The 23,099-nt window shown below is 71.2% G+C and carries 24 protein-coding genes; 10 read left to right on the top strand and 14 right to left on the bottom strand.

Annotated elements, in window-relative coordinates; translation table 11 throughout:
- Positions 1-53: 53 nt before the first annotated feature.
- A complete protein-coding gene (locus JKJ07_RS17605; protein WP_202992681.1) occupies positions 54-689 on the top strand; it encodes a DUF4870 domain-containing protein in 636 nt (211 codons plus the stop codon).
- 6 nt (positions 690-695) lie between these two features.
- On the opposite strand, the gene hemW is transcribed toward JKJ07_RS17605, so the two are convergent.
- Complete coding sequence (gene hemW / locus JKJ07_RS17600; RefSeq protein WP_236029295.1) at positions 696-2,078, bottom strand: radical SAM family heme chaperone HemW; 1,383 nt, start codon at positions 2,076-2,078, stop codon at positions 696-698.
- Positions 2,079-2,114: 36 nt separating this feature from the next.
- Here hemW and JKJ07_RS17590 point away from each other — a divergent pair, with 36 nt between their 5' ends.
- The 3 genes from JKJ07_RS17590 (at position 2,115) to JKJ07_RS17580 (ending at position 5,706) form a co-directional block, all read left to right on the top strand.
- Entirely contained in the window at positions 2,115-2,891 is a 777-nt protein-coding gene (locus JKJ07_RS17590; protein ID WP_202992680.1) for an enoyl-CoA hydratase-related protein, read from the top strand.
- Between the two features lie 61 nt (positions 2,892-2,952).
- Positions 2,953-3,810 carry a hypothetical protein gene (locus JKJ07_RS17585; protein ID WP_202992679.1) on the top strand — a complete coding sequence of 286 codons (858 nt, stop codon included), beginning with the start codon at positions 2,953-2,955 and terminating at the stop codon, positions 3,808-3,810.
- Positions 3,811-3,951: 141 nt separating this feature from the next.
- Positions 3,952-5,706 carry a PAS domain-containing protein gene (locus tag JKJ07_RS17580; RefSeq protein ID WP_202992678.1) on the top strand — a complete coding sequence of 585 codons (1,755 nt, stop codon included), beginning with the start codon at positions 3,952-3,954 and terminating at the stop codon, positions 5,704-5,706.
- Positions 5,707-6,384: 678 nt separating this feature from the next.
- On the opposite strand, the gene JKJ07_RS17575 is transcribed toward JKJ07_RS17580, so the two are convergent.
- From JKJ07_RS17575 to JKJ07_RS17560, 4 genes are all read right to left on the bottom strand, one after another.
- The gene (locus tag JKJ07_RS17575) at positions 6,385-6,660 is read right to left on the bottom strand and encodes a GlsB/YeaQ/YmgE family stress response membrane protein (RefSeq protein WP_202992677.1); all 276 of its coding nucleotides are present in this window, start codon (positions 6,658-6,660) and stop codon (positions 6,385-6,387) included.
- A gap of 81 nt (positions 6,661-6,741) precedes the next feature.
- Positions 6,742-8,622, bottom strand: coding sequence for a translation elongation factor 4 (gene lepA / locus JKJ07_RS17570; RefSeq protein WP_202992676.1), 1,881 nt, complete (start codon positions 8,620-8,622; stop codon positions 6,742-6,744).
- A gap of 105 nt (positions 8,623-8,727) precedes the next feature.
- A complete protein-coding gene (locus JKJ07_RS17565; protein WP_202992675.1) occupies positions 8,728-9,435 on the bottom strand; it encodes an MOSC domain-containing protein in 708 nt (235 codons plus the stop codon).
- Positions 9,436-9,610: 175 nt separating this feature from the next.
- Positions 9,611-10,144, bottom strand: coding sequence for a DUF4240 domain-containing protein (locus JKJ07_RS17560; protein ID WP_202992674.1), 534 nt, complete (start codon positions 10,142-10,144; stop codon positions 9,611-9,613).
- A 54-nt stretch (positions 10,145-10,198) separates the two neighbouring features.
- On the opposite strand from JKJ07_RS17560, the gene JKJ07_RS17555 reads away from it, so the two are divergent.
- The 4 genes from JKJ07_RS17555 to JKJ07_RS17540 all read left to right on the top strand — a co-directional run bounded on the left by JKJ07_RS17555 (position 10,199) and on the right by JKJ07_RS17540 (position 12,337).
- Positions 10,199-11,167, top strand: coding sequence for a phosphotransferase (locus JKJ07_RS17555; protein WP_202992673.1), 969 nt, complete (start codon positions 10,199-10,201; stop codon positions 11,165-11,167).
- 142 nt (positions 11,168-11,309) lie between these two features.
- Positions 11,310-11,576 carry a 30S ribosomal protein S20 gene (gene rpsT / locus JKJ07_RS17550; protein WP_202992672.1) on the top strand — a complete coding sequence of 89 codons (267 nt, stop codon included), beginning with the start codon at positions 11,310-11,312 and terminating at the stop codon, positions 11,574-11,576.
- A 90-nt stretch (positions 11,577-11,666) separates the two neighbouring features.
- Positions 11,667-11,912, top strand: a complete 246-nt coding sequence (locus JKJ07_RS17545) for a hypothetical protein (RefSeq protein ID WP_202992671.1) — start codon at positions 11,667-11,669, stop codon at positions 11,910-11,912.
- Complete coding sequence (locus JKJ07_RS17540) at positions 11,909-12,337, top strand: SRPBCC family protein (protein ID WP_202992670.1); 429 nt, start codon at positions 11,909-11,911, stop codon at positions 12,335-12,337. The genes JKJ07_RS17545 and JKJ07_RS17540 overlap by 4 nt, the downstream gene beginning before the upstream one ends.
- On the opposite strand, the gene JKJ07_RS17535 is transcribed toward JKJ07_RS17540, so the two are convergent.
- The 5 genes from JKJ07_RS17535 to JKJ07_RS17515 form a co-directional block, all read right to left on the bottom strand.
- Positions 12,328-12,771: a hypothetical protein gene (locus JKJ07_RS17535; protein WP_202992669.1), complete on the bottom strand. Its 444-nt coding sequence runs from the start codon at positions 12,769-12,771 to the stop codon at positions 12,328-12,330. The genes JKJ07_RS17540 and JKJ07_RS17535 overlap by 10 nt on opposite strands.
- Positions 12,768-13,751 carry a DNA polymerase III subunit delta gene (holA, locus tag JKJ07_RS17530; protein WP_202992668.1) on the bottom strand — a complete coding sequence of 328 codons (984 nt, stop codon included), beginning with the start codon at positions 13,749-13,751 and terminating at the stop codon, positions 12,768-12,770. Before holA ends, JKJ07_RS17535 begins: the two co-directional genes overlap by 4 nt.
- 208 nt (positions 13,752-13,959) lie before the next feature.
- Positions 13,960-14,502: a GNAT family N-acetyltransferase gene (locus JKJ07_RS17525; protein WP_202992667.1), complete on the bottom strand. Its 543-nt coding sequence runs from the start codon at positions 14,500-14,502 to the stop codon at positions 13,960-13,962.
- A gap of 14 nt (positions 14,503-14,516) precedes the next feature.
- Positions 14,517-16,880, bottom strand: a complete 2,364-nt coding sequence (locus JKJ07_RS17520; protein ID WP_202992666.1) for a ComEC/Rec2 family competence protein — start codon at positions 16,878-16,880, stop codon at positions 14,517-14,519.
- Positions 16,877-17,725 carry a ComEA family DNA-binding protein gene (locus JKJ07_RS17515; RefSeq protein WP_202992665.1) on the bottom strand — a complete coding sequence of 283 codons (849 nt, stop codon included), beginning with the start codon at positions 17,723-17,725 and terminating at the stop codon, positions 16,877-16,879. The genes JKJ07_RS17520 and JKJ07_RS17515 overlap by 4 nt, the downstream gene beginning before the upstream one ends.
- Positions 17,726-18,917: 1,192 nt before the next feature.
- Here JKJ07_RS17515 and JKJ07_RS17510 point away from each other — a divergent pair.
- Together JKJ07_RS17510 and JKJ07_RS17505 are read left to right on the top strand one after the other, a co-directional pair.
- Positions 18,918-19,670: a putative protein N(5)-glutamine methyltransferase gene (locus tag JKJ07_RS17510; protein WP_236029291.1), complete on the top strand. Its 753-nt coding sequence runs from the start codon at positions 18,918-18,920 to the stop codon at positions 19,668-19,670.
- A gap of 17 nt (positions 19,671-19,687) precedes the next feature.
- A complete protein-coding gene (locus JKJ07_RS17505; RefSeq protein WP_307834308.1) occupies positions 19,688-20,767 on the top strand; it encodes a DUF1444 domain-containing protein in 1,080 nt (359 codons plus the stop codon).
- Here JKJ07_RS17505 and JKJ07_RS17500 read toward each other — a convergent pair.
- From JKJ07_RS17500 to rsfS, 4 genes are all read right to left on the bottom strand, one after another.
- Positions 20,685-21,539 (bottom strand): DegV family protein, encoded by an 855-nt coding sequence (locus JKJ07_RS17500; protein WP_202992664.1) that lies wholly within the window; start codon positions 21,537-21,539, stop codon positions 20,685-20,687. The genes JKJ07_RS17505 and JKJ07_RS17500 overlap by 83 nt on opposite strands.
- A gap of 45 nt (positions 21,540-21,584) precedes the next feature.
- Positions 21,585-21,998 carry a hypothetical protein gene (locus JKJ07_RS17495; RefSeq protein WP_202992663.1) on the bottom strand — a complete coding sequence of 138 codons (414 nt, stop codon included), beginning with the start codon at positions 21,996-21,998 and terminating at the stop codon, positions 21,585-21,587.
- Between the two features lie 66 nt (positions 21,999-22,064).
- Positions 22,065-22,691, bottom strand: a complete 627-nt coding sequence (locus JKJ07_RS17490) for a histidine phosphatase family protein (protein WP_202992662.1) — start codon at positions 22,689-22,691, stop codon at positions 22,065-22,067.
- The gene (gene rsfS / locus JKJ07_RS17485) at positions 22,688-23,077 is read right to left on the bottom strand and encodes a ribosome silencing factor (RefSeq protein ID WP_202992661.1); all 390 of its coding nucleotides are present in this window, start codon (positions 23,075-23,077) and stop codon (positions 22,688-22,690) included. The genes JKJ07_RS17490 and rsfS overlap by 4 nt, the downstream gene beginning before the upstream one ends.
- Positions 23,078-23,099: the final 22 nt, after the last annotated feature.

The following is a 23,099-nucleotide window of genomic DNA, read 5'->3' as shown; positions in this document are numbered from 1 at the left end:
CGATCAGCGAGTCGCTCTCGACCGCATTGAACTGCGGCTCTACGGTGTCAGCCATGACTGAACCACCTCGCCCGCCCGGTGAAGGTAATCCGTACGACCCGACCACACCGTTCAACCCATATGCGGCTAACGACCCGACTTCCGGTTCGACACCGCCTCCGCCGCCTCCGTACGGCTCTCCGCCGCCGACCTCGGGTGGCCCCTATGGCGCGCCCTACGGTTCGCCGCCGCCCTCATCGGGTGGTCCTTATGGAGCGCCCCCGCCCACTTCGGGCGGCCCCGGCTATGGTGGCCCGCCCCCGCAGTACGGCTATCAGCAGCCGCCCACCGGCTACGGCCCCGCGCAGAACCAGGACGACAAGACCTGGATCATGATCGCTCACTTCGGCGGCGCGCTGGGCGCCCTCGTCGGCGGCGGGCTGTCCGGCTGGATCGTGCCGCTGATCGCGATGCTGGCCAAGGGCAACCAGTCGCCCGCCGTACGGGCCGAGGCGGTCAAGGCGCTCAACTTCCAGATCGTGTGGTCGGTCGTCACGCTGATCGGCTGGGCCACCGCCTGCGCCGTCATCGGCTTCGTGATCATCCCGATCGCCGCGCTGATCGCCATCATCTTCGGCGTGATCGCGGGCGTGAAGGCCAGCAACAACGAGCCGTACAACTACCCGCTCTCCATCAACCTGATCAAGTAAAGAGCGTCACACCACGTCTCTGATCACGGCATCGGCCAGCAGCCGGCCCCGCAGCGTCAGGATCAAAAGCCCTTCCTCGTACGCGGCGGGGTCGAGCAGCCCGTTGGCCAGCGCCTGCTTGGCCCCGACGGCGTCGACCCGGTCGAGCCCGATGCCCTCACGCAGCCGCACCCGCAGCATCACGTCCTCGACGTGCCTGTCCTCGTCCGTGAGCAGCTCACGCCCCTGGCCCGGCGAGAGACCCTGCAGAAGCCTTCCCGCGTACGCCGCCGGATGCTTGACGTTCCACCAGCGCACCCCGCCGACGTGGCTGTGCGCGCCCGGCCCGAGCCCCCACCAGTCGGCGCCGGTCCAATAGAGCAGGTTGTGCCGGCAGCGGGCGTCGTCGCTCGTGGCCCAGTTGGAGACCTCGTACCACTGGAAACCGGCCTCGCTCAGGGCGGCCTCGGCAGCCAGATAGCGATCGGCGGCCACGTCGTCGGACGGGTACGGAATCTCCCCGCGCCGCATCCGGGCGGCCATCCGCGTGCCGTCCTCCACGATCAGGGCGTACGCGCTGACGTGGTCCACGCCCGAGTCGATCACCGCCCGCAGCGAGGTCGCGAAGTCGTCGGCCGTCTCGCCCGGGGTGCCGTAGATGAGGTCGAGGTTGACATGCTCGAACCCGGCCTCCCTCGCCTCCGCGGCAGCCTGCGGCGCCCGGCCGGCGGTGTGCTGCCGATCGAGGATCCGCAACACCCCCGGCGCGGCCGACTGCATGCCCAACGAGATCCGGTTGAAGCCGTGCCCACGCAGCCGCCGCAGATATTCGGGATTGACTGACTCGGGATTGGCCTCCGTAGTGACCTCGGCGTCGCTCGCCAGCCCCCACGTCTTGTCGATCCCCTCGAGAATCCGCCCGAGATCGTCAGCACTCAACAGCGTCGGCGTGCCCCCACCGAAGAACACGGTGTCGACAGCCCCACCACCAGCGCTCGCGGCACTTGAGCCCGCGCGCAGACCCGCCACGCCCTGGCCCGCGCCACCCCCGACATCCCAGCCCGCACCAGCCGCGCCGCCCCGGCCCGCACTGCCTGAGCCCACACCGCCCGCGCTGCCCCGGACCGCGTTGCCCTGGAAGCCCCAATGCTTGCCCGATTTATCCGGATTTATCACGCCCCGGGCGAGCTTGAGCTCCTGCAGCACCGTATCGGCGTACGTATCGCGCGAAACGCCGCCACCCAGCTCGGTCGCCGTGTACGTGTTGAAGTCGCAGTATCCGCAGCGGCTCGCGCAGAACGGCACATGCACGTACACCGCGAATCCGTTTTTTCCGACCTGCGCCGTCGCCGAGTCGGGTAGCGACCCGTCCTGCGGTACGGGTTCGCCATCGGGAAGTGCGCCGGCCATCCATCAAGTGTGCACGCTCCCCGTTAGGGTTCCGCCATGGCTCTGGTCCGTACCGTCACCGACGCCGGGGTGACCACCATGACCCTGGACTCCCCCGCGAACCGCAACGCCCTGTCCACTCCCCTGATGCGCGAGCTGCTCGACGCGCTCGCCGCGGCGGTCACCGACACGTCCGTACGGGCGATCGTGCTGACTCATACGGGCAAGGTTTTCTGCTCCGGCGCCGACCTCAAGGAGACCGCCGAGGCCCGCGAGAACGGCCGCGTCCCGGCCGAGATGATCGCCGACGTGCTGGCCGCGCTGTGGGAGTTCCCCAAGCCGGTCGTCGCGCGCGTCGGCGGTCCGGCCCGCGCGGGCGGTCTCGGCCTGATCGCGGCGGCCGACATCGCCGTCTGCGCGCGCGAGGCCACGTTCGCCTTCTCCGAGGTGCGCCTGGGCGTGATCCCGGCCGTGATCAGCGCCACCGTGCTGCCCCGGCTGTCCCCACGCGCGGCGGCCGAGCTCTATCTGACCGGCGACGTCTTCGACGGTGTCCGCGCGGCCGAGATCGGGCTGGTCAGCGCGGCCGTGGCAGCCGAAGACCTCGACGACGCCGTACGCCGCTATTGCGCCAGCCTCGTGCTGGGCGGCCCGCTCGCCCTCGCCGGCGCCAAACAACTGCTCCGCCGTACGCCGATCCGGGCCGAACTGGCCGAGCTGGCCTCGCGGTCGGCGGGTTACTTCAAGTCGGCCGAGGGGCGCGAGGGTGTGTCCGCGCTGCGCGAGAAGAGGCCCGCGAGCTGGGTTCCCGCCGCTCCCGCAGCCGACGGGTGACGCGGATCGGGTGACTTCGTTGACTACTCTTGTCGCCTACCTACTACGCCTGGGGGTGTGAGTGCGCAAGTCACCGATCGTGGCGCTCGCGATCGTCGCGCTCATCGGTGCGCTCGGCGTCTTCGTCGTCGTGAACACCTTCTCCGACGGCATCAAGCTCCCGAAAATCGGCCCCGAGTGCACCGTACGGGCCGAGGGCGAGGTCACGCTCGACTACGTGCAGATGGCCAACGCCGCCACCATCACCGCCGTGGGCCTGCGCCGGGGCATGCCCGAGCGGGCCGTGGTGATCGCGCTGGCCACCGCGTTCCAGGAGTCGAAGCTGGAGAACCTCGACGACGGCGACCGCGACTCGGTCGGCCTCTTCCAGCAGCGGCCCAGTCAGGGCTGGGGCACGATCGAGCAGATCAAGGACCCGCGGTACGCGGCCAACAAGTTCTACGCGTCGCTCAAGAAGGTCAAGGGCTACGAGAAGATGCGGGTCACCGACGCCGCGCAGAAGGTGCAGCGTTCGGCGTACCCCAACGCGTACGAGAAATGGGCCGACGAGTCCGCGGTGCTGGCCCGCGCCCTCACCGGCGGCGCGACCGGGGCCGTGGAGTGCAGCGTGAGCGGCACCCCGGTGCTGCGCGGAGCCGAGGCGGCGGCCGCGCTGATGGACGGGCTGCGGCTCGACTGGGGCAAGGGCCTGCCCGAGTCGGCGGCCGCCAAGCAGGACGGCGGGCTCACGGTCAAGGTCGCCAATCCCAAATCGGGCTGGCGGTATGCCCACTGGCTGGTCGCGCACGCCTCGGCCACGGGTCTCGAACGGGTACGTTTCGGCGATCTCGAGTGGCACGCCCCCGACGGCAAGTGGCAGGCGGTAACCGCGGAAAGTGCCGCCGGCACGGGCCGGGTCGTCGCCGAAGTCTTCAACTGACGTCGTGTTTTTCGGCGATGGCCCGAAACTTCCGGCCCCGGTCTTGGTTACCCGCGGTGATGACGGGCGATTCGGGTGCGCAGTTGCGTAGCGTATACATCGACATGGACAGACAGCTACCACCCTGGTACTAAGTAGGACGTGTCAAGGGCGATCGAGTGGATACTCCTGGGTGCCGGCAGCTGCACGGCGATCATCGTGGGCCTGCGCTGGCATCGCCCGGCGCGGGTCGTGCCGTGGCTGCTGCTGGCGGGTGCGATCGCCGCGCTGGCAATCGGCGACGTTTTCTACGCATTTGACGAGATGCCCTTCGCGACGGGCTTCTACCTCGCCATGTTCGTGCTCGTAGCGGGCGCGTTACTGCAGTTCACGCAGGGCGGCTCGGTGCTGGTCGACCGGGCCCGGCTGATCGACCTGCTGGCCTTCGCCTGCGCGGCGCTGCTGATCGTGTGGGTGTTCGTGATCGGCGACAACGGCTTCGCGGGCGAGATCGCGGCGTCCGACGTGATCGGCTCGCTGCTGCTCATCGCCGTCGCGATCCGGCTCAACCTGGCCGTGCCCGGCAACGTCGCCGCGATGCTGCTGCTGGCCGGCTCGGTCGGGTTGCTGGCCGGTGACGTGCTGTACCCATTGTTCCCCGGTGAGGCCGCCGAGTCGGGTTACCGTGTGCTCTACGTAGCCTGGGGCCTGGCCGCGCTGCACCCGTCGATGGTCCGCCTGACCCAGCCGATGACCCCGAGCACACCCCGCTGGCGCGGCCGCTGGGCGGCCCTGCTGGGCGCGTCGGTGGCCACCCCGCCGATCGTGCTGCTGATCGAGGCGCTGCAGGGCGAGGTCAACGACGGCGTCCCGATCGCGATCGCCGGCGCCATCACGCTCACGCTGACGATCACCCGCCTGGCCGACTCGGCCACCCTCAACAGCCTGGCCCTGGGCCGCGAACAGGGCCTGCGCGGCGCCAGCACGGCCCTGGTCGCCGCGGCCGACGTCCCCGCGGTCGACGAGGCCGTACGCCGGGCCGTCGCCGCCCTGCTCCCCCACGACGCCGTCGGCCGCGTCGTCTTCGCCCCCGACGACCGCCGACTGGCCGCCGAGGCCCTGCCGCCCGCCCCACCCGGCCGCCGCCGCACGTGGTGGGTCGACGGATCCGCGCCCGTAGAAGCCTCGTCCTCGGTCGTCATCGACGCCGGCATGCCTTTCTGGCGTCGAGGCCGCGATTTGTTGAATCGCCGCTTCGGCGGCTGGTTCCGCTCGGGATCGGCCGGCCAGGCCGGCGAGGAGGCGACACTCGTCTGCCCGCTCTGGCTCGAACCACTCGCCGTGGCCCGCCCCAGCGGCGGCGCGCTGGTGCTGACCGGCCGCCGGGACGCTCTCACCGCCGCCCACGACGCGCTCGAGGTGCTGGCCGGACAGGCCGCCCTGGCCCTCGACCGGATCAGCCTGGTCGAGGCCGTGGGCCGCCGCGACAGCGACCTCTACCTGCGCGCAGTCATCAGCAACACCGCCGACCTGATGCTCGTGCTGGACGAGGACCAGCGCATCCGCTACGCCAGCCCCGCCCTGCACGACCTGCTGGGCGAAGACAACATCTCCCCCCTGGCCACCCTGGAAGATTTGGTCCACCCCGACGACCGCGGCCAGATCCGCCGCGCCTTCACCACCGGCGGCGACGGCACGATCTTCTGCGCCCTCCGCCGCCCCGACCACAGCCAAACCCTGGTCGAAGCCACCTACCGCGACCTCCGCGGCGACCGATTGGTGCAGGGCTTCGTGGTCACAATGCGCAACGCCGGCGACCCACAAGACACCATCGACCGCATCCCCCACCGCGACCAACTCGACGAGCTCCCAGCCTGGATCAACCGCCGCAGCGCCCAACACAAGTTCCGCTACTGACGGCCCCATCGCCCGGCACAGATCCAGCCGCCCCAAGACGCCGCAAGCCCGACTTCACCCACCCTCGCTCCGCCGTGCCATCGCTCCGCCCTGTGCCGGTCTGCCCCTCGCCCCGCCCTCGCCATCACCCCGACCCTTGCCTCGCTCCGCCCTGTGCCGGTCTGCCCCTCGCCCCGCCCTCGCCATCACCCCGACCCTTGCCTCGCTCCGCCCCTGCCTCGCCGCGCTCTGGCCTCGCTCCGCCCTGCCTTCGCCCGGCCTGGCCGCGCTCCGCCCCGTGCGTGCCCACCGCACACACACTCGCCTCGCCCCGGCCCTCGCCCGCCCCCACCCACGGCCTCTCTTGTAAGTGAGTACTCACAAACCTCGGACACCAGCCTCGTAAGTGAGTACTCACAAACCACCAGTTCGAGCAGACCGAACATAAGTAAGCGCTCACAACCTCCGGCCGGAACTGCATCTTATGTAAGTGAGTACTCACAAACTTCGATCTGAACTTCGACCCCGCGCCGCCAGCCAAGCCCGCGCCGCTCGATCCATGTAAGTGAGTACTCACAAACACAGCAGGTGGAACAGCCCGCGGAAGCGCCCAAAGCCCGCCCTGCTTCGAAAGCGACGAAGCGCCGGACCATACGGTCCGGCGCTTCGTTTTGGTCAGCGATCGTCGATCGCCCGTCGTCAGCGGTGGATGCGACGGCGACCGCCGTAGCCGGCGACCAGAGCCACACCGATCGCGGCCAGCACGACCTGGAACAGGATCTCGATCCAGTCGACACCCGCGGTGTCGGCCACGCCGGTGGCGCGAGCCAGCACGGTGCCCAGCAGCGCCGCGACAACGCCGATGACCAGGGTCAGCCAGATCGGGATGTTCTGCTTGCCCGGTACGACCAGGCGGCCCAGGGCGCCGATGATGAGACCGACGATGAGGGCGGTGATGATGCCGGTGACAGTCATTGGGGGTTCCTCTCGGGGGTGAAGCAGTTGTTGCGTCCGTCGAGCCCCAGAGTTCCCGAGTGGCCGAAAACCCAAACCGCCTTATTTTTTGTTTGCTCCCTTGGTGTCCGGACCGTCAGATGTCGACAGGGCGGCGATGAACGCCTCCTGCGGCACCTCGACCCGGCCGACCATCTTCATCCGCTTCTTGCCTTCCTTCTGCTTCTCGAGCAGCTTGCGCTTGCGGCTGATGTCACCGCCGTAGCACTTGGCGAGCACGTCCTTGCGGATGGCGCGAATCGTCTCGCGCGCGATGATGCGGCTGCCGATGGCGGCCTGGATCGGCACCTCGAACTGCTGCCTCGGGATGAGTTTCTGCAGCTTCGAGGCGATGGTGACCCCGTACGAGTAGGCCTTGTCCTTGTGGACGATCGCGCTGAAAGCGTCGACGGGCTCACCGTGCAGCAGGATGTCCACCTTGACCAGGTCGGCCACCTGTTCGCCGGAGGGCTCGTAGTCGAGTGACGCGTAGCCCTTCGTCTTGCTCTTCAGCTGGTCGAAGAAGTCGAAGATGATCTCGGCGAGGGGCAGTGTGTAGCGCAGCTCGACCCGCTCGGACGAGAGGTATTCCATGCCGAGCAGGCTGCCGCGCCGGCTCTGGCAGAGCTCCATGACCGCGCCCACGTAGTCGTTGGGCACCAGCACCGTGGCCCGCACGACCGGCTCGTGGATCTCCGAGATCTTGCCGTCGGGGAACTCGCTCGGGTTGGTGACGACCCGCTCCTCGGCGTCCTCGGTGTAGACGCGATAGACCACGTTGGGCGCCGTGGAGATCAGGTCGAGGCCGAACTCGCGTTCCAGCCGCTCACCGATGATCTCGAGGTGGAGCAGGCCGAGATAGCCGACGCGGAAGCCGAAGCCGAGCGCGGCCGACGTCTCGGGCTCGTACGTGAGCGCGGCGTCGTTGAGCTTGAGCTTGTCGAGCGCGTCGCGCAGCGCCGGGTAGTCGGAGCCGTCGATCGGGTAGAGACCCGAATAGACCATCGGCTTCGGGTCTTTGTAGCCGCCGAGCGCCTCCTGAGCCGGGCGGGCGTTGCCGGTCACGGTGTCACCGACGCGGGACTGGCGGACGTCCTTCACGCCGGTGATCAGATAACCCACCTCGCCCACGCCGAGCGCGCCGGCCTTCTCCATCTCGGGCGAGACGACGCCGATCTCGAGCAGCTCGTGCACGGCCCCGGTCGACATCATCTTGATGCGGTCGCGGGCCTCGATGCGGCCGTCGATGACCCGGACGTACGTCACCACGCCGCGGTAGACGTCGTAGACGGAGTCGAAAATCATCGCGCGGGCCGGGGCATCGGCCTCGCCGACGGGCGCCTGGAACTGGCGGACGATCTCGTCGAGCAGGTGGTCGACGCCGACGCCGGTCTTGCCGGACACCCGCAGCACGTCGTCGGGCTCGCAGCCGATCAGCTTCGCAAGCTCCTCGGCGTACTTCTCGGGCTGCGCGGCCGGCAGGTCGATCTTGTTGAGCACCGGGATGATGTGGAGGTCGTTCTCCATCGCCAGATACAGGTTGGCCAGCGTCTGCGCCTCGATGCCCTGCGCGGCGTCGACCAGCAGCACCGCGCCCTCGCAGGCGGCGAGTGAGCGGGAGACCTCGTACGTGAAGTCGACGTGGCCCGGGGTGTCGATCATGTTGAGAACGGCGGTCTCACCCTGTTGGCCGCCCTCGCGCACCGTCCACGGCATGCGGACGGCCTGCGACTTGATCGTGATGCCGCGTTCCCGCTCGATGTCCATGCGGTCGAGATATTGCGCACGCATCTGACGCGGGTCGACGACCCCGGTGATCTGCAGCATGCGGTCGGCCAGGGTCGACTTGCCGTGGTCGATGTGGGCGATGATGCAGAAGTTGCGGATGCGACCGGGGTCGGTGGCACCGATCACGTTCACGCCGGGGTCGAGCGGTCCAGGCACGATCTTCCGTTCTTGTCAGGATCATCGGGGGCCGGTCATCCCACCGGCGGCATCTATCGTCCCACGCCCGCGGCGATGCCCGGTTGTCACCCGCACAAGCGGCACTCAGACCCGCTCGAGCGGCGCATGCGGAGCCGGCGGCAACTCGGCCGTGATCAGGTCGCCCGGCCGCACCGGGCCGCCCCGCAGGACGACCGTCATGATGCCGCCCTTGCGTACGACGTTGCCGTCGGCATCCTGCCCGATCAGCTCCTTGAGCAGGCCCTGCCGCAGCCCGTTGATCTGCGCGCACGGGTTCCGCAGGCCGGCCACGATGAGCGCCGGTCGCGGGTCGTCGCCCGGCTCCCGCTCGACCGCGGCCCGCACCGCCGCGGCCGCCCGCGCGGTCGCGTCGTCGAGCGTCGCCGCCTCGGCCGCCGCCAGCACCGCATCGAGCACCTCACCCGAGGACCCACCCACGCCGTCAGCGAAAGAAGTGCCGGGTGAACCGAAGCGCAGGATCGTGCCAACCGGCAACCCGAGCAGGTCGATCCCCCGGGTCGTCACGTTCTCGCCCAGATTGCCCGGCCGGACCTCGTAGCCTTTGGTCTCGACCTCGTCGAACAGCTCCTCGTGGATCAGGTGCACCTGCCGCAGATTGGGCTGGGTCGGATCGGCCCGCACCCGCGATTGATGCCGCACGTGCACCCCGGAGTGCGAGTCGCCCTCGATGCCCAGCCCCGCCACCAGCACGATCTCGTCATGCACCGGCTTGGTGAACGAATACGTCTCGTTGCGGCTGACCGACGACACCGATCCTCGAGAAGTCTCCATGTCCCGAAGTCTCGCCAACCTCGCTCCCCCGGATCGACCGATTTTCCCACCGCGACCCGCCGACCGGGGCGGGCTAGAAGGGGGGCGGCAGGTGGAAGGGGCGGCAGGTCAGGCAGCGGCGGCGGGGGCGGCTCCGGCAGCGGGCCAGCAGTCAGCTCGGGCAGCAGGCAGCAGGTCAGTCGGGTGGGGCCAGGAACAACGCCGACAACTTGGGGAGGCGGCGCTGCATCTCCTCCTCGTTGTCGAAATCCCACAGGTCGCCCACCTCGGGCCGGGTCACCGGCCGATCGCCCTCGGGCAGCGGCGACCCGGTGGCCTGCTCATAAGCGTCGGCCGCGATCGAGAGCACCTCCTCCGCCTCGAACACGGCGCCGGTGTCGGCCGCGGCCTGCACAACGGCCACGTCGGCCAGCGAGTCGGGTGACTTCACCGAGCGAGCCACCGCGTCGCGACCGTGCGCGATCAGCCAGCCGCGGAAGCTGTCGAAGCCCTCCTCACCGCAGCCACCGTTGATCAGATAGGCCGCGGCCCACAGATCCTGGGTGCCGGAGGCGACCATGACCTTGTCGAGATGCCGCCCCCAGGCCACGATCTCTTCGGGATCGCGGGTCGCCAGGTCGGCCGCGGCGCGTTTGGCCACATCGGCGGGCGAGGCGGGCCGATCGGCGGTCGCGCGGCTGATGACCGCCCAGAAGTCATCGGTTCTCATGACGACGATCCTGCCAGTGGGGTACGACAAAACCGGGAAAGGCAGGATGGGACGGTGCGGTCGATTTCGCTTCCCGAAGTGCCGTACGGCGCCACCGCCGTACGGCCGGACTGGTCCGATCTTCCGGAGAGCCTGCGCCGGGCCGTCGCGTCACGCCTGGGCGCCCCGGTCGAGGCGGCACGCAGCGCCGGCGGCGGCTTCACCAGGGCCTTCGCGGCCGTCCTGACGACCTCGTCGGGCCTGACCGCCTTCGTCAAGGCCGCCCCGCTGCGGGACCCCACCTCCGAGTGGTATTCCCGTGAGGCCTACATCACGTCCCGCCTGCCCGCCGAGGTGGCCGCGCCCCGGCCGCTCTGGACGATGGTCGAGTCGGACTACTTCGTCCTCTGCCTGGAGCCGATCAACGGTCACGTCCCGGCGCTGCCGTGGTCGCCGCCCGAGCTGGAGGCGGCGCTGTCCGCCTGGTCGGAGGCCGCGGCCGCCCTGGCCACCCCGAGCCGCGAGCTGCTCGAGGCCGGCGTGCCCCCGCTGCCCGAGATCCTGCGCCGCGAATACTCCTGGTGGACCGAGATCGCCGCCGGTCGCGAGCCGATGCCGCGCACCGCCCACGGCACTGTCGCGCCGACCCGGCTGGCCCACCTGGCCCGGCTCGAGCAGGAGCTGCCCGAGCTGGTCGCCGGTGACGCGCTGATGCACGGCGACCTGCGGGTGGACAACGTCCTGATCGACCGGTCGGGCCGGGCCCGCCTCTGCGACTGGACCTGGCCGACCCGGGGCGCGGCCTGGTTCGACACGGTGACGCTGCTGGTCACGGCTTTCGCGAGCGGGCTCGACGCGGACGCGTACCTGGCGGGCTGGGACGCCCCGGCCGAGGGCGTGGACGGGGCGCTGGCCGCGCTGGCCGGCTATTGGCTGGTGCGGGCGGACGGCGGGCCGAGCAGCGCGTCGCCGCACAGCCGGCAGCATCAGCGGTTCAGCGGGGAGCAGGCGCTGGCCTGGCTGGCCGAGCGCCGCGGCTGGTGACTCGGGGCCGCCGAGGTCGGCGCACGATGGCTCGTTTTGGCGGCTCGTGAGCGTGCTGGTAGGCTGGCTAATCGCGTGTGGTGAGGTCTTTGCCGCCGCGGAGACCATTTTTCCGAACACCTAGTCAGGACAAGGCTGTCGCGTGGCGAACATCAAGTCCCAGATCAAGCGCAACCGGCAGAACGAGAAGGCCCGGCTGCGCAACAAGTCGGTCAAGTCGTCGCTGAAGACCGTGATTCGCAAGCTTCACGAGGCGAGCGCGGCCGGCGACACGCAGACCGCGACGACGCTGCTGCGTGACGCCTCTCGTCAGCTGGACAAGGCCGCGAGCAAGGGCGTCATCCACAAGAACCAGGCGGCGAACCGCAAGTCGGCCATCGCCAAGCGCGTCGCCGCGCTGTCTGCCTGACGTTCCGCAGTCGCACCCCGGGCATCGCCGGGCCATTCGTGGTCCGCTGCGGTGCCCGGTGTTGTTTGCCGTCGGTGTTACCTTGGTACCGTGGTAAGCATCGAGAGGACCCAGACCGGCGTGCGGCTCGAACGCAACACGCTCAAGGTGCTCAAGGCCCTGGCCGAATACCTCGACATGTCGCTCGGGGAGCTGCTGGAGGGCATGACCCTGCACGCCTTCGAGGGCAAGGCGCCGTTCACCCCGGAGACCCTCGCCAAGATCGACCAGCTCAAGGCCGTGTACGGCCTGAGTCTGACCGCGTCCGACGCCCACCGGCTCAAGGAGCGACAGTGACCAGCGCGACCGGCAGTTTCACCGTCCCGCTCACCCCGAGCGAGGCCTTCGTCCTGTTCACGCCGCGAGGCGAGCGCGCCTGGGCCGAGGGCTGGGACCCCCGCTTCCCGGCCCCGGTCGACGACGACACCACGCCCGGCACGGTCTTCACCACCGACGCCGGCGGCCGCCGTACGACCTGGGTGGTGACGGGCCGGACGGCGGGGCAGGCGATCAGCTACGCCCGTGTGGCGCACGGCGCGACGGCCGGCACGGTCGCGGTCACCCTGCGCCCCTCGACGGGCGGCACGGAGGTGACAGTGACCTACGACCTGACCGCCTTGACCGCCGAGGCCGAGCCGGCCGCCCGCGACTTCTTCGACGGATACGCCGCCTATCTCGAGTCGTGGCGCGTCGCGATCGACGCCCACCTGACCTATTCGTAGCGGCGCGTCGCCGACTGCCGGATCCACTGCTGCTGTGCCTCGGCCCGCTCCACCCACGGCCGCTTGATCGGGGCGCCCCGCTCCCGGCTGATCATGCCGGGCAGGCGAGTGGTGGCGTCGTCGGACGAGCGGCGCTCCTCCTGGGGGATCGACGCGTGCTCGACCAGCGGCCGCACGCCCACCGGGGCCGCGACCGGGGCCGGGGTCAGCGCGCCGGCGATCAGGTCGTTGAGCTTGACCATGATGGCGACCGTGATCGGCAACACGATCACGCCCCACCAGCTCACCAGCTCGGCCAGCGCCAGCAGGATGCCCAGCGCGACCGCCCCCTCGAGAAACACGAAGCAGAGAAAGCCGTTGGGCGTCAGGAACCGGAGCCGCAGCATCCGGGCATACATCGGCCGGTGCACGTCGGGCTGCCCGGGGCGGCTCATCGCGCCCCACCCGCGCGCCGGGCGGCGGCCACCGCGAAGACGGCCTGCTCGAGCGCGAAGCCGCGATCTTCCGCGCCGCCCTTGACCGCGGCGTTGCAGGCGGCCGCGGCCTGCATGGCGTCGACCAGCCCCTCGGGCGTCCAGCCGCGGCTGCGCTCCTGGGCCCGCTGGATCTTCCACGCGGGCATGCCGAGCGAGCTGGCCATCTGATAAGGGTTCCCGCGTCCGGCCGAGGCAACCCGGGCCACCGTACGCACCCCGTCGGCGATCGCGTCGGCGATGGGCACCGGGTCGACGCCCACGTGCAGCGCCCACCGCAGGGCCTCGAGCGCCCCGGGCACGTCGCCGATCATCGCCGCGTCGGCCACCGTGAACCCGCTCACCTCGGCCTGGCCCTTGTAATACCGCGCGACGACCGCCTCGGTGATCCTGCCGTCGGTGTCGGCCATCAGCTGCGAGCAGGCGGCAGCGATCTCGCGCAGGTCGTTGCCCACGGAGGCGAGCAGCGCGGACGCGGCCGCCTCGTCACACTTGCCCCCGTTGCGGCGGAACTCGTCGCGCACGAACGCTATCCGCTCCCGATCGCCCTTGAGCTTGGCCGCGGGCACGACGGTGGCGCCGGCCGAGCGCAGCCCGTCGGCCAGGGCCTTGCCCTTGGCGCCACCCAGGTGGGTGACGATCAGCGAGACCTCGGGGTCGGGATTTTTGGCGTAGGCCAGCAGGGCCGTGATCAGGTCCTTCTTGGCATCCTGACCGCTGCGGAGGACCAGAACGCGCCGCCCGCCGAAAAGTGACGGGCTCAGCATCTCGGCGATTTCGCCTGGCAGCAGGGTGCCCGCCTCGTATTCCCGGACGTCGGCGCCGGGCTCCGCGGCCCGGGCGTCGTCGACCGCGGCCGTGACCGCGCGCGCGACGAGCAACTCCTCATCGCCTTGGACGAGCAGCAGCGGGGCGGGAGGGGCGGTGTTCACGCCCAACATCGTTGCACGAAGGGCTGACGTTTCCGCGAGGCTCACTCCTTAGCGCAGAGTCGTGGATCAGGGAATGCGAAAGCAGACATATCGGCGCCCGGCCATGCTCCGGGACTGCCGATCAAGGCTCGATCAGGCTGGATGTCTGATCAGCGGGACAAGTCGGACCGATCGGCCATCGACCGGCATCGTCCGTGACAAGGACGACCTGAACGGCCTAACCCGGGCGTGTCGGCAATTCCGCGGGCAGCATCGACCCGACCCAGGCGTCCACCCGTACGCCGCGATGCACCAGCCGCCCCCGGAGGATCGCCTCGACCCGGAACCCGGCCTTCTCCGCCACCCGCCGGGACGCGTGGTTACCCACCTCGGCCCGCCACTCGATCAGCCCGAGCCCGAGCGTGTCGAAGCCCCACCCGCACAACGCCCGCAACGCCTCCGTGGCCACGCCCCGCCCGCGCGCCGCCGGATCCATCCAGTAGCCGACCTGCGCCGCCCCGGCCCCGTCGAGCCCGAACCCGACCCGCCCGAGCCGCGTCTCCCCGTCGACGACGACAAACTCCGCCCGGGTCCCCGCGTCCCACCCCGCGACCGCCATCTCGCGGACGAAGAACGCGGCGTCCGGCCGCCGATACGGCACCGGGATCTGCACGAACTTCTGCACGAGCGGGTCCAGCGAAACCTCGTACACCCAGGGAATGTCGCTCTCCTCGAACGGCCGCAACCGAAGGCCACCCGCGATGATCGTCTCGCGCCTCATCCCGGCATTGTCCGTCAGGGCACCTGCGGATCGCCGCGCGCGACGACGGCCAGCCCGCGTCCCGTGACCACGGCGGCCAGGTCACCCAATTGATCCGTACGCAGGACGCGTGCCCCGCCCCGGGCCAGCCGGGCCAGCAGCGGCCCGTTCGGATGGCCGTAGTCGTTGTCCGCGCCGACCGACACCAGGGCCACCGACGGCCGGATCTCGTCGAGGAACCGCGGGCTCTGATAGCTGCTGCCGTGGTGCGCGACCTTGAGCACGTCCGCGCGCAGAGCGTCGGCACCCAGGTGGGCGAGCATGTCCTCCTGCTCCTCGGTCTCGGCGTCACCGGGCAGCAAGACCGTCCGGCCGTCCACTTCGGCCCGCAGCACCAGCGAGTTGTTGTTGGGGTCCGAGTTCGTGCCGCGCATCGGCTCGACGGGCCCGAGCACCCTCAACCGCACATTCCCGACCCCGTACGTCCACCCGGGCCCCACGGCGTGCACGGCCACCCGCCCGGCGGCGCTCGCGACGGCAGCTCGGCCCGCGGGCGGGTCCGGCCAGTCCGGCCCGACCAATCCGCCCACCTCCCGCCCGCGGAAGACGCCCGTGACGCCGCCGATGTGGTCGACGTGGAAGTGGCTGACCACGAACAACACCACCTGCCGGATCCCGAGCCGGCGCAGGCAGTGATCGACGGCGTTCGGCTCGGGCCCGGCGTCGACCACGACCGCGCGGCCGGTTCCCGCGGGCAGGACGATCGCGTCGCCCTGGCCCACCGCGCACGCCACGACCAGCCAGCCCGGCGGGGGCCAGCCCGAGGCCAGAAGCCGTACGGGCAACGCGCCCAGCACTCCCCCGAGCGCCACTACCGTGACCAGCTTGCGGATGAGCGGCCGTCGGGTGGCCACCAGCAGCCCCACGGTGATCACGGCCAGCAGCAGCGCGCCGGTGAGCCCGCCCGGCCACGGCAGCGCCCCCGCCGGCACCCGGGCGCCGTAGGTCGCGACCAGCACCAGCCATTGTGCCGGCCAGTGCCCGAGCCACGCGGCGAACTCGGCGCCGGCCGGCCACACCGGCGAGATCACGGCCGCGGCCACCCCCAGCAGCGTCGCCGGGGCGATCGCGGGCACGGCCAGCAGGTTCGCCGGGACGGCGACGATGCTGATCGCCCCGGACAGCCCCGCCACGACCGGCCCGCACACCACCTGCGCCGCCGCGGGCACCGCGAGCGCCTCGGCCAGCCCCGGCGGCCAGCCCCGGGCCCGCAACCCGTCCCGCCACACCGGCGCGAGCAGCAGCAGACCCGACGTGGCCAGCACCGACAGCGCGAACCCGACGTCCGAGGCCAGCTCGGGGTCGTACAGGATCAGCACGGCCACACCCGCCGCCAGCGCCGGCAGGGCCGCCCGCCGCCGCCCCGACGCGAGCCCGATCAGCCCGATCGCCCCCATCGCCGCGGCCCGCACCACGCTCGGCGAGGGCCGCGCCAGAATGACGAACCCCACGAGCGCCACCGCACACACCACCGCGGTGATCACCGGCCCGGCCCGGGTCCGCCGCACCGCGAACAGCACCACCCCCAGCACGATCGCCACGTTCGCGCCCGACACGGCGTTCAGATGCGTCATCCCGGTCGCCCGGAAGTCCTCCTCGAGCGCCGGATCGAGCCGGCTCGTGTCGCCCACGATCAGCCCCGGCAGCAGCCCGCCCGGCCGATCGGGCAGCGGCTCGCAGGCCCGCTGCAACCCGGCCCGCAACGCCCCCGCCGCCCGCTGCGCCCACGACGGCCGCCCGATCACCTGGGGGGCCTTGCGCACCGAGGCCACCACGGCCCGGAGATCCCCGCCGCGGGGCGGCATCAGCTTGCCCTCGGCCGCGACGCGCTGCCCCGGCAACAGCCCCCGCCACCCCGGATCGCTGCCCAGCACGAGGGCCCGGGCCGACATTCGCAGCGTCACCCCGTCCTCCGCCCGCACGGACAGAAGATCAACGGCCACGATGTACGTCGGAGGCATCGCCGAGGAGCTCTTCAAGGCCCGCGGATCGTCCCTGACCACGAGCTCCATCCACACCGGATCGCCCGCCCGGATCAACTCCACGAGCGGCCCGGCCTCCCGCACACTCACCCGGGCCCCGGTCGCCACCGCCCCGCAGGCGACCCCCAGCAGCACAGCCAGCCCCACCCAACGCCCGGCCCGTGGTCGGGCCTCGCCACGCCGCATCCAGACGATCAGCACAACGGCGAGCCCGGCCGCGCCCGCCCCGATCAGGATGCCCGTGCGCGCGGACAGGTAGAGAGCAGCCAGCGCCGACATCCACACCGCCACGGCGAACCCGGCCAGCCGAAGATCGGGAGCCTTGTCCGCCTTGCGGTCCTCGGCCTGGCCCGTCATACCGTGACCAGGTCTTTCAGTTGCTCGTAGCGGGCGTCGCCGATGCCGTCGACCTTGCGCAGGTCGGTGACTGCCTTGAAGCCGCCCTGGGCGTCGCGGGCGTCGAGGATCCGCTGGGCCAGCACCGGGCCCACGCCCGGCAGACCGTCCAGGTCGGCCAGGGTCGCCGTGTTGAGATTGACCAGGCCGCCCGGGTTTCCACCGGCCGGGGCGGCCGGACCGGTCGGCAGCGTGACGCCCGGCGGGGGTGTCACGCCGACCATGATGAGCTCGCCGTCCACGACCTTGCGGGCGAGGTTGAGCACGGAGACGTCCACTCCCGGCTCGGCGCCGCCCGCCGCGGTCAGCGCGTCGGCCACCCGGGCGCCGGGCGCGAGCTTCACGAGACCGGGCTTGCGCACCTTGCCACCGACCGCGACCACGACCTCGGCGGCCGCCGACGCCGACCCCCGGCCGGAGACCGGCACATTCGCGGCGTCCGACTCGGCCACGTTCAGCGGGGGCGGCGCCACCGGATCGACCCGCGGCCGGGACCGCCAGGCCAGCACGGCCGCGATCAGCACCACGACGGCGGCGACCGCGGCCAGCGCCCGAACCCCGCGCCGCCCGGGATCGAACGCGCCCATCCCGAACCGCCGCCCGCCCTCACCGGACCCGCCGCCGAAGGCCCCCGCCGCGCTCAACTCCGGCGGCTCCTCCGGCTCCGGCAGAGTCGACGACGTGAAGGCGAACCGATCCCGCTCCGGATCGAACACGTAGTTCTCCGACGCCGGCTCCGGCAGTGTCCAACCAGGCGGCGGAAGCGGCCGCCCGGCGGCCGGCGGGTAGGGCTCGCTCTCGGGCATCACATCACCCAGATGCGATTCCCGGAGGCCACCCACCACACGCTGCGCTCCGGTAACGCCACGCAGAGCCACCACAACCGGCGGCGGTGAGACAACCCCGGGCACACCAACCGTCGGCGGTCCCGCGACTTGCCGCACCCCGAACGCACTCTCGCCACCCTCCGGACCAACGTCCCCCGACAACGCCAGGCCGGCCCGGCTCCCAAGACCAGCCTGGATCGGGAAAGCGGCCTGGCCGCCGGGAACGGTTTGACCGGTCGAGGCAGGCGGCGCGGTGGGGACGGCCGGCGAAGCGAGAACGCCCGGCGGAGTGGGGACGGCGGGTGAAGTAGAAACACCCGGCGGAGCCGGAATGACGGGCGACGCAGAAGCACCCGGCGGACCAGGAACGACCGGCGACACAGGAACACCCGCCAGAACAGGAACGGCCGGTGAAGGCAGTAAGACCGACGGAGAAGGATCGGCGGGTCGGGTAGGAACGACCGGCGGATGGGGAACGGCCGACGGCGAGAAGGCCGACGAAACAGACGTGGTTGCCGCGGGCGTCATCGGTGTCTCCGTGGAGGGGGCTGGCGCAGGGCGCGCAGGCGGCGGCGTGGACCACGGGGTGCCTGGGCGATAGGCGTCCGCCTGCGCCGGGACAGGCGGCGGGCCGCCCGGCTCAGGAGGGCTCTCAGCCGCGGCGGGACCGGGTGGGTGAAATACGGCGCTGGGCGCCGCCTCCAGGTCTACGTCGTCGGGCCAGGCCGGGATGATGTCCGACCACTCCAGCGGGTCGCCGACCTCGGCCAGCCCGGCCAGACCCTCCGCATATGAGGAGGGCGCCGGATCATGCACGCCGGCCGAGGCGTGGACGGGCCAAGCAGGGAGAGCTTCAGCCGGGTGGGTGGCTGAAGGAGGGGCCGGAAAGCCGGCGGCCGATACAGGGCGGGTGGCCGAGGGATGAACCGCCGCGGGCTGGGCAGGGAAGGTGGGGTGGGAGGGTGTGGCGTGGGTGGGGAAGGATGGGACGGCGTGTGGAGTGGCGGGGGCTGGAGGGGCGGCTGCCGCAGCCGGCAGCACTGTCCGCAGCCTCTGCGCTATGGCTTCGTCTGTGGGGTTCCGCTCTCGCACGTTCAGGAAGCTAGGCAAAACGGCGGGATCTTGCCCCGGCCCCTGTGGACAGAGGTGCATTGTGGATAACTCGGCGATCTTGGCCACGCGTGATATGGCGGACCGGCTGAGACAGGCCGGTTGTGTGTTCGCCGAGGAGGAGGCCGCCGTCATCGCCGAGGCCACTTCGGATCCTCTGACCAGGCAAGACATGGTGGAGCGCCGGGCCCTCGGGGAGCCGCTGGAGCAGGTCGTGGGTTACGCCGATTTCGCCGGGGTCCGCGTACGGCTGAGGCCCGGTGTCTTTGTGCCCCGCGTCCGGAGCGAGCTGCTGGTGCGCCTGGCCGCCGAGCACGGTCCGCGGCTGGTCGTGGATCTCTGCTGCGGTTCGGGCGCCCTCGGCCTAGCCGTCGAGCGGCTCCGCCCGGGGATCGAGCTGCACGCCGCCGACCTCGACCCCAACGCCACCCGGTGCGCCCGCGACAACGGCATCGGCCGCGTCCACGAGGGTGACCTCTTCGACCCGCTCCCCCACACTCTGCACGGCCGCGTCGACGTGCTCATCGCCAACGTGCCCTATGTCGCCACCGCGCATCTTCCGCTGCTGCCGGCCGAGGCCCGCGATCACGAGCCCTCGATGGCCCTCGACGGCGGCGAGGATGGCCTTGATATCTTTCGCCGGGTAACCGGGAGCGCTCCCAAATGGCTCGCCCCGGGCGGCCTGCTGCTCTCCGAAATCACGGAAGCGCAGCAAATGGCCGCTCTGGCGGCGATACGGGGCTCGGGCCTGGACGGCGACGTCATCTACGACGAAGATCTCGATGCGCGAGTGGCCAGGGCCCGCAGAAGCTGAGCAGAGAGGACGCCGGAGTGGGAAGGATTGCCCGAGCCAGGCTGGCCGCTCAGGTGATGCGGCGCCTGCGGCGGGCCGGCTGCACGGAGGTCCGCTACGACTCGCGAGCGTTCCAGGTCCGGTTCACCCCGAATGTAGAGAAGCAGCCGGCCATCCTCGACCTGGCACCCCTGCTCCGCGGCCCCAGGAAGGGCCGCAAGAGGCGCATCCAGGCGTACATCTCCGGCCTGAGCCCCGACCCCATCCCGCGGGACTGGCAGGCCGCCCGCCCGCTGCTCCGCCCGGTCCTCAGGGGAGCCACCCCGGGCAACCCGATCAAGCGGCCGGCCCTGCCCTATCTGTCCGAGTACGTCGTCATCGATCACCCCCAGGCGATGACCTACGTGACCGACGACCAGCTGCAGACCTGGCACGTACGGGCGGATGAGGTCTTCAAATCGGCCCGCGACAACCTCGAGGGGGCCACCCTCCAGGGCACCCCCACCGAGCTCATCCGCTTCGTCGACGACGGCGACGCGTACTGGACCTCGCATCTTCTCCTGGAGCACTGGCTCCAGCGCCTCGAGCCCCAGGTCGGCGGCCCGCCCGTGGCCTTTGCCCCCGAGCGCGGCACCCTCCTGGTCACCTCGGCCGACGGCCCCCACCTCCGGGCCGTCTTCGCCCAGGCCGAGGAGCTCTACGCGCGATCGTCGAGGCCCATCACCCCGGTGGCGTACGTCAGTGACGCCCAGGGCTGCACGGTCCCGTTCACGGTGGCCGAGGACGACCCGCTGCACCACACGGTCCAGCGGGCCGAACGCATCCTGGCCGTCCAGGAGTACGCACGTCAGGCCACCCACCTGACCGAGCCCGCCGCCGAACTGGTCCTGGTCGGCGACGACGAGACGGGCTGGCGCACGCAGGCCGTCTGGGACGAGAAGGCCCTGCTCCCCACGGCCGACGAGGTGCGGATCGGCGACCGGACGATCCCCTGGCCCGAGCTGGACGTGGAACCGGTGCCCGGGCTGGAGCCGATCAGGTGGCAGGCCGCCGGTGCACCACAATCCCCGCCACCCCAGGGCCCACATGCGCGGCGACGACCGCGCCGATCTCGGTGATGTAGCAGTCCCGCAGCCTGTCGCCCAGCCGCATCGCCACATGGTCGGCCAGCGCGGCCGCCCGGTCCGGTGACTGCAGGTGATGGACGGCGATGTCGACCAGCCCGTCCCCCGACGCCTCCACCGCGAAGTCCACCAGCTTCGCGAGCGCCCGCCCGGCCGTACGCACCCGGTCCTTGACGACGATCGCACCGTCGGCCACGTGCAGGATCGGCTTGACCGACAGGGCCGTGCCGACCAGGGCCGAGGCCGCGTTGATGCGCCCGCCCCGCCGCAGGAACTCGAGCGTGTCGACGTAGAACAGCGTGCTCACCCGTTCGGCGTGGGTGACGGCCTCACCCCGTACGGCGGAAAGGTCTTGACCCTGACCCGCCGCGGTGGCCGCGGCCAGGGCGGCGAACCCGAGACCCATGCCCGTCGTGCCGCTGTCGACCACCTCGACGCGGGACCCGAACTCGGCCGCGGCCAGCGCGGCGGCCTCGTGCGTGCCGGAGAGCCGGGCCGACAGGTGGATCGAGACGATGCCGTCGGCGCCCGCGTCCAGCAGCTCACGATAGGCGGCCGCGAACTGGGAGGGAGCGGGCCGGGACGTGCTCACGGCGGCCCGCCGCTCACCCAGGGCCCGCGCGACCTCGGCCGGTTGGATCTCGATGCCCTCGAGCCCGTCGGCGCCGTTGATGACCACCGTGAGGGGCACGACGGTCAGCTCATACGAACCCGCGAGCTCGACGGGCAGGTACGCGGTGGAGTCGGTGACGACCGCGACGGGCATGCGGGCACGGTAGCCGATCGAAACATGCCCAGGTGAGCGCGGGGGTCACCCCTTCTCGACGGACGTCACGATGAACGGCACACCCTGCTGGCAGGTCGACATCATGCCGGGCTCGGAACGACCGGAGATCTTGACCTTGCTGCCCACGGCGGCGTCGGTGCGCATCGCCGGGTCGTCGAAGATCAGCAGGTGGGAGCCCTCGGCGTCGCTGAGGAGCAGGCAGTTCGGCTCGACTCCGGCGGTCACCGTGCCGGTGATGGTCTTGGCGCCGGCGTTGGGCCGCCCCGAGGGCTCGCCGGCCGGGCCGGTGGTCTTGGCGGTGGGCACGGGCAGGTCGACCACGTCCGACGCCGAGGGCGAGGGCGCCGGGGCGGCGGCGCCGGTCTCGCTCGCGTTGTTGGCGCAGCCGGCCGCGACGAGCAGCAGGAGCAATACGGCGGGAACGGTACGAGTCACCATGATGCTTGGACGCTACCGGATCATCGGCGGTTCCCCCGCGCGAAGGATTCAGCGGGCCGGAGGGGTTCAGACGGGCGGCGGCACCGGCCGGTCGCTGAACGGGCCCACGTTGTAGGCCGCGACCTGCCAGCCACGCTTGTCGTCCAGGGTGAGCTCGACCCAGTGACAATTCTGCAGGGCACGCAGGGTGCGCAGCTGCTCGATCGGCCAGCCGAGCAGGTGCCCGATGCCCTGCCGGGCGCCGGCGCCGTGCGTCGCGACCACGACCGTGCCCCCGGGCGCCTGGGCGGCCGCGTCACGCAGCCCGTCGGCCACCCGCCGGCCCAGCTCCTCGAGGGTCTCGACGTCGCCGCCGACCTCGTGACCGGCCGTCCAGCGGGCGTGCTGCTCGGGGAACGTCGCGGCGACCTCGGGCATGGTCAGCCCCTGCCAGGCGCCGAAATAGCGCTCGCGGAGGCGTTTGTCGTAGCTGATCGACAGCCCGGTGAGCGCGCCGAGGGCCGCGGCCGTGTCGGACGCGCGCTTGAGGTCGCTCGAGACGAGCGCGTCGGGTTTCAGCTTGACCAGGATCTCGGCCGCGTCGACGGCCTGCTGGCGGCCGAGCGCGTTGAGCTCGACGTCGGTCTGCCCCTGGACGCGGTTGGCGGCGTTCCAATCGGTGTTGCCGTGCCGCCAGACGATCAAGCGCGTCACGACGCGTCGGCCTCGACCATGTCGCGGTCGACGAACGGGACCGTGGGGCAGTCCTTCCAGAGCTTGTCGAGGGCGTAGAACTCGCGCTCCTCGACGTGCTGGATGTGGACGACGATGTCGACGTAGTCGAGCAGCACCCACCGGCCCTGGCGCTCGCCCTCACGACGCACGGGCTTGGCCTTCTCGGGCAGGTTGAGCAGGGCTTCCTCGATGGCGTCGACGATCGCGATGACCTGGCGCTCGTTGGACGCCGAGGCGATCACGAACGCGTCGGTGATGTAGAGCTGGTCGCCGACATCGATCACGACGATGTCTTGCGCCTTCTTGTCGGCGGCGGCCTGTGCGGCCGTCATCGCCAGTTCAAGAGCGCGTTCGCTGACGGGCAAGAGTGTCCCCTCGGTAGGGTTT

The sequence above is a fragment of the Paractinoplanes lichenicola genome (assembly GCF_016785085.1).
In the GTDB taxonomy this organism is placed as follows: Bacteria; Actinomycetota; Actinomycetes; order Mycobacteriales; family Micromonosporaceae; genus Actinoplanes; species Actinoplanes lichenicola.
Note: the sequence above shows the minus strand (reverse complement) of the source record. Positions and strands in the feature narration are given on the sequence as shown.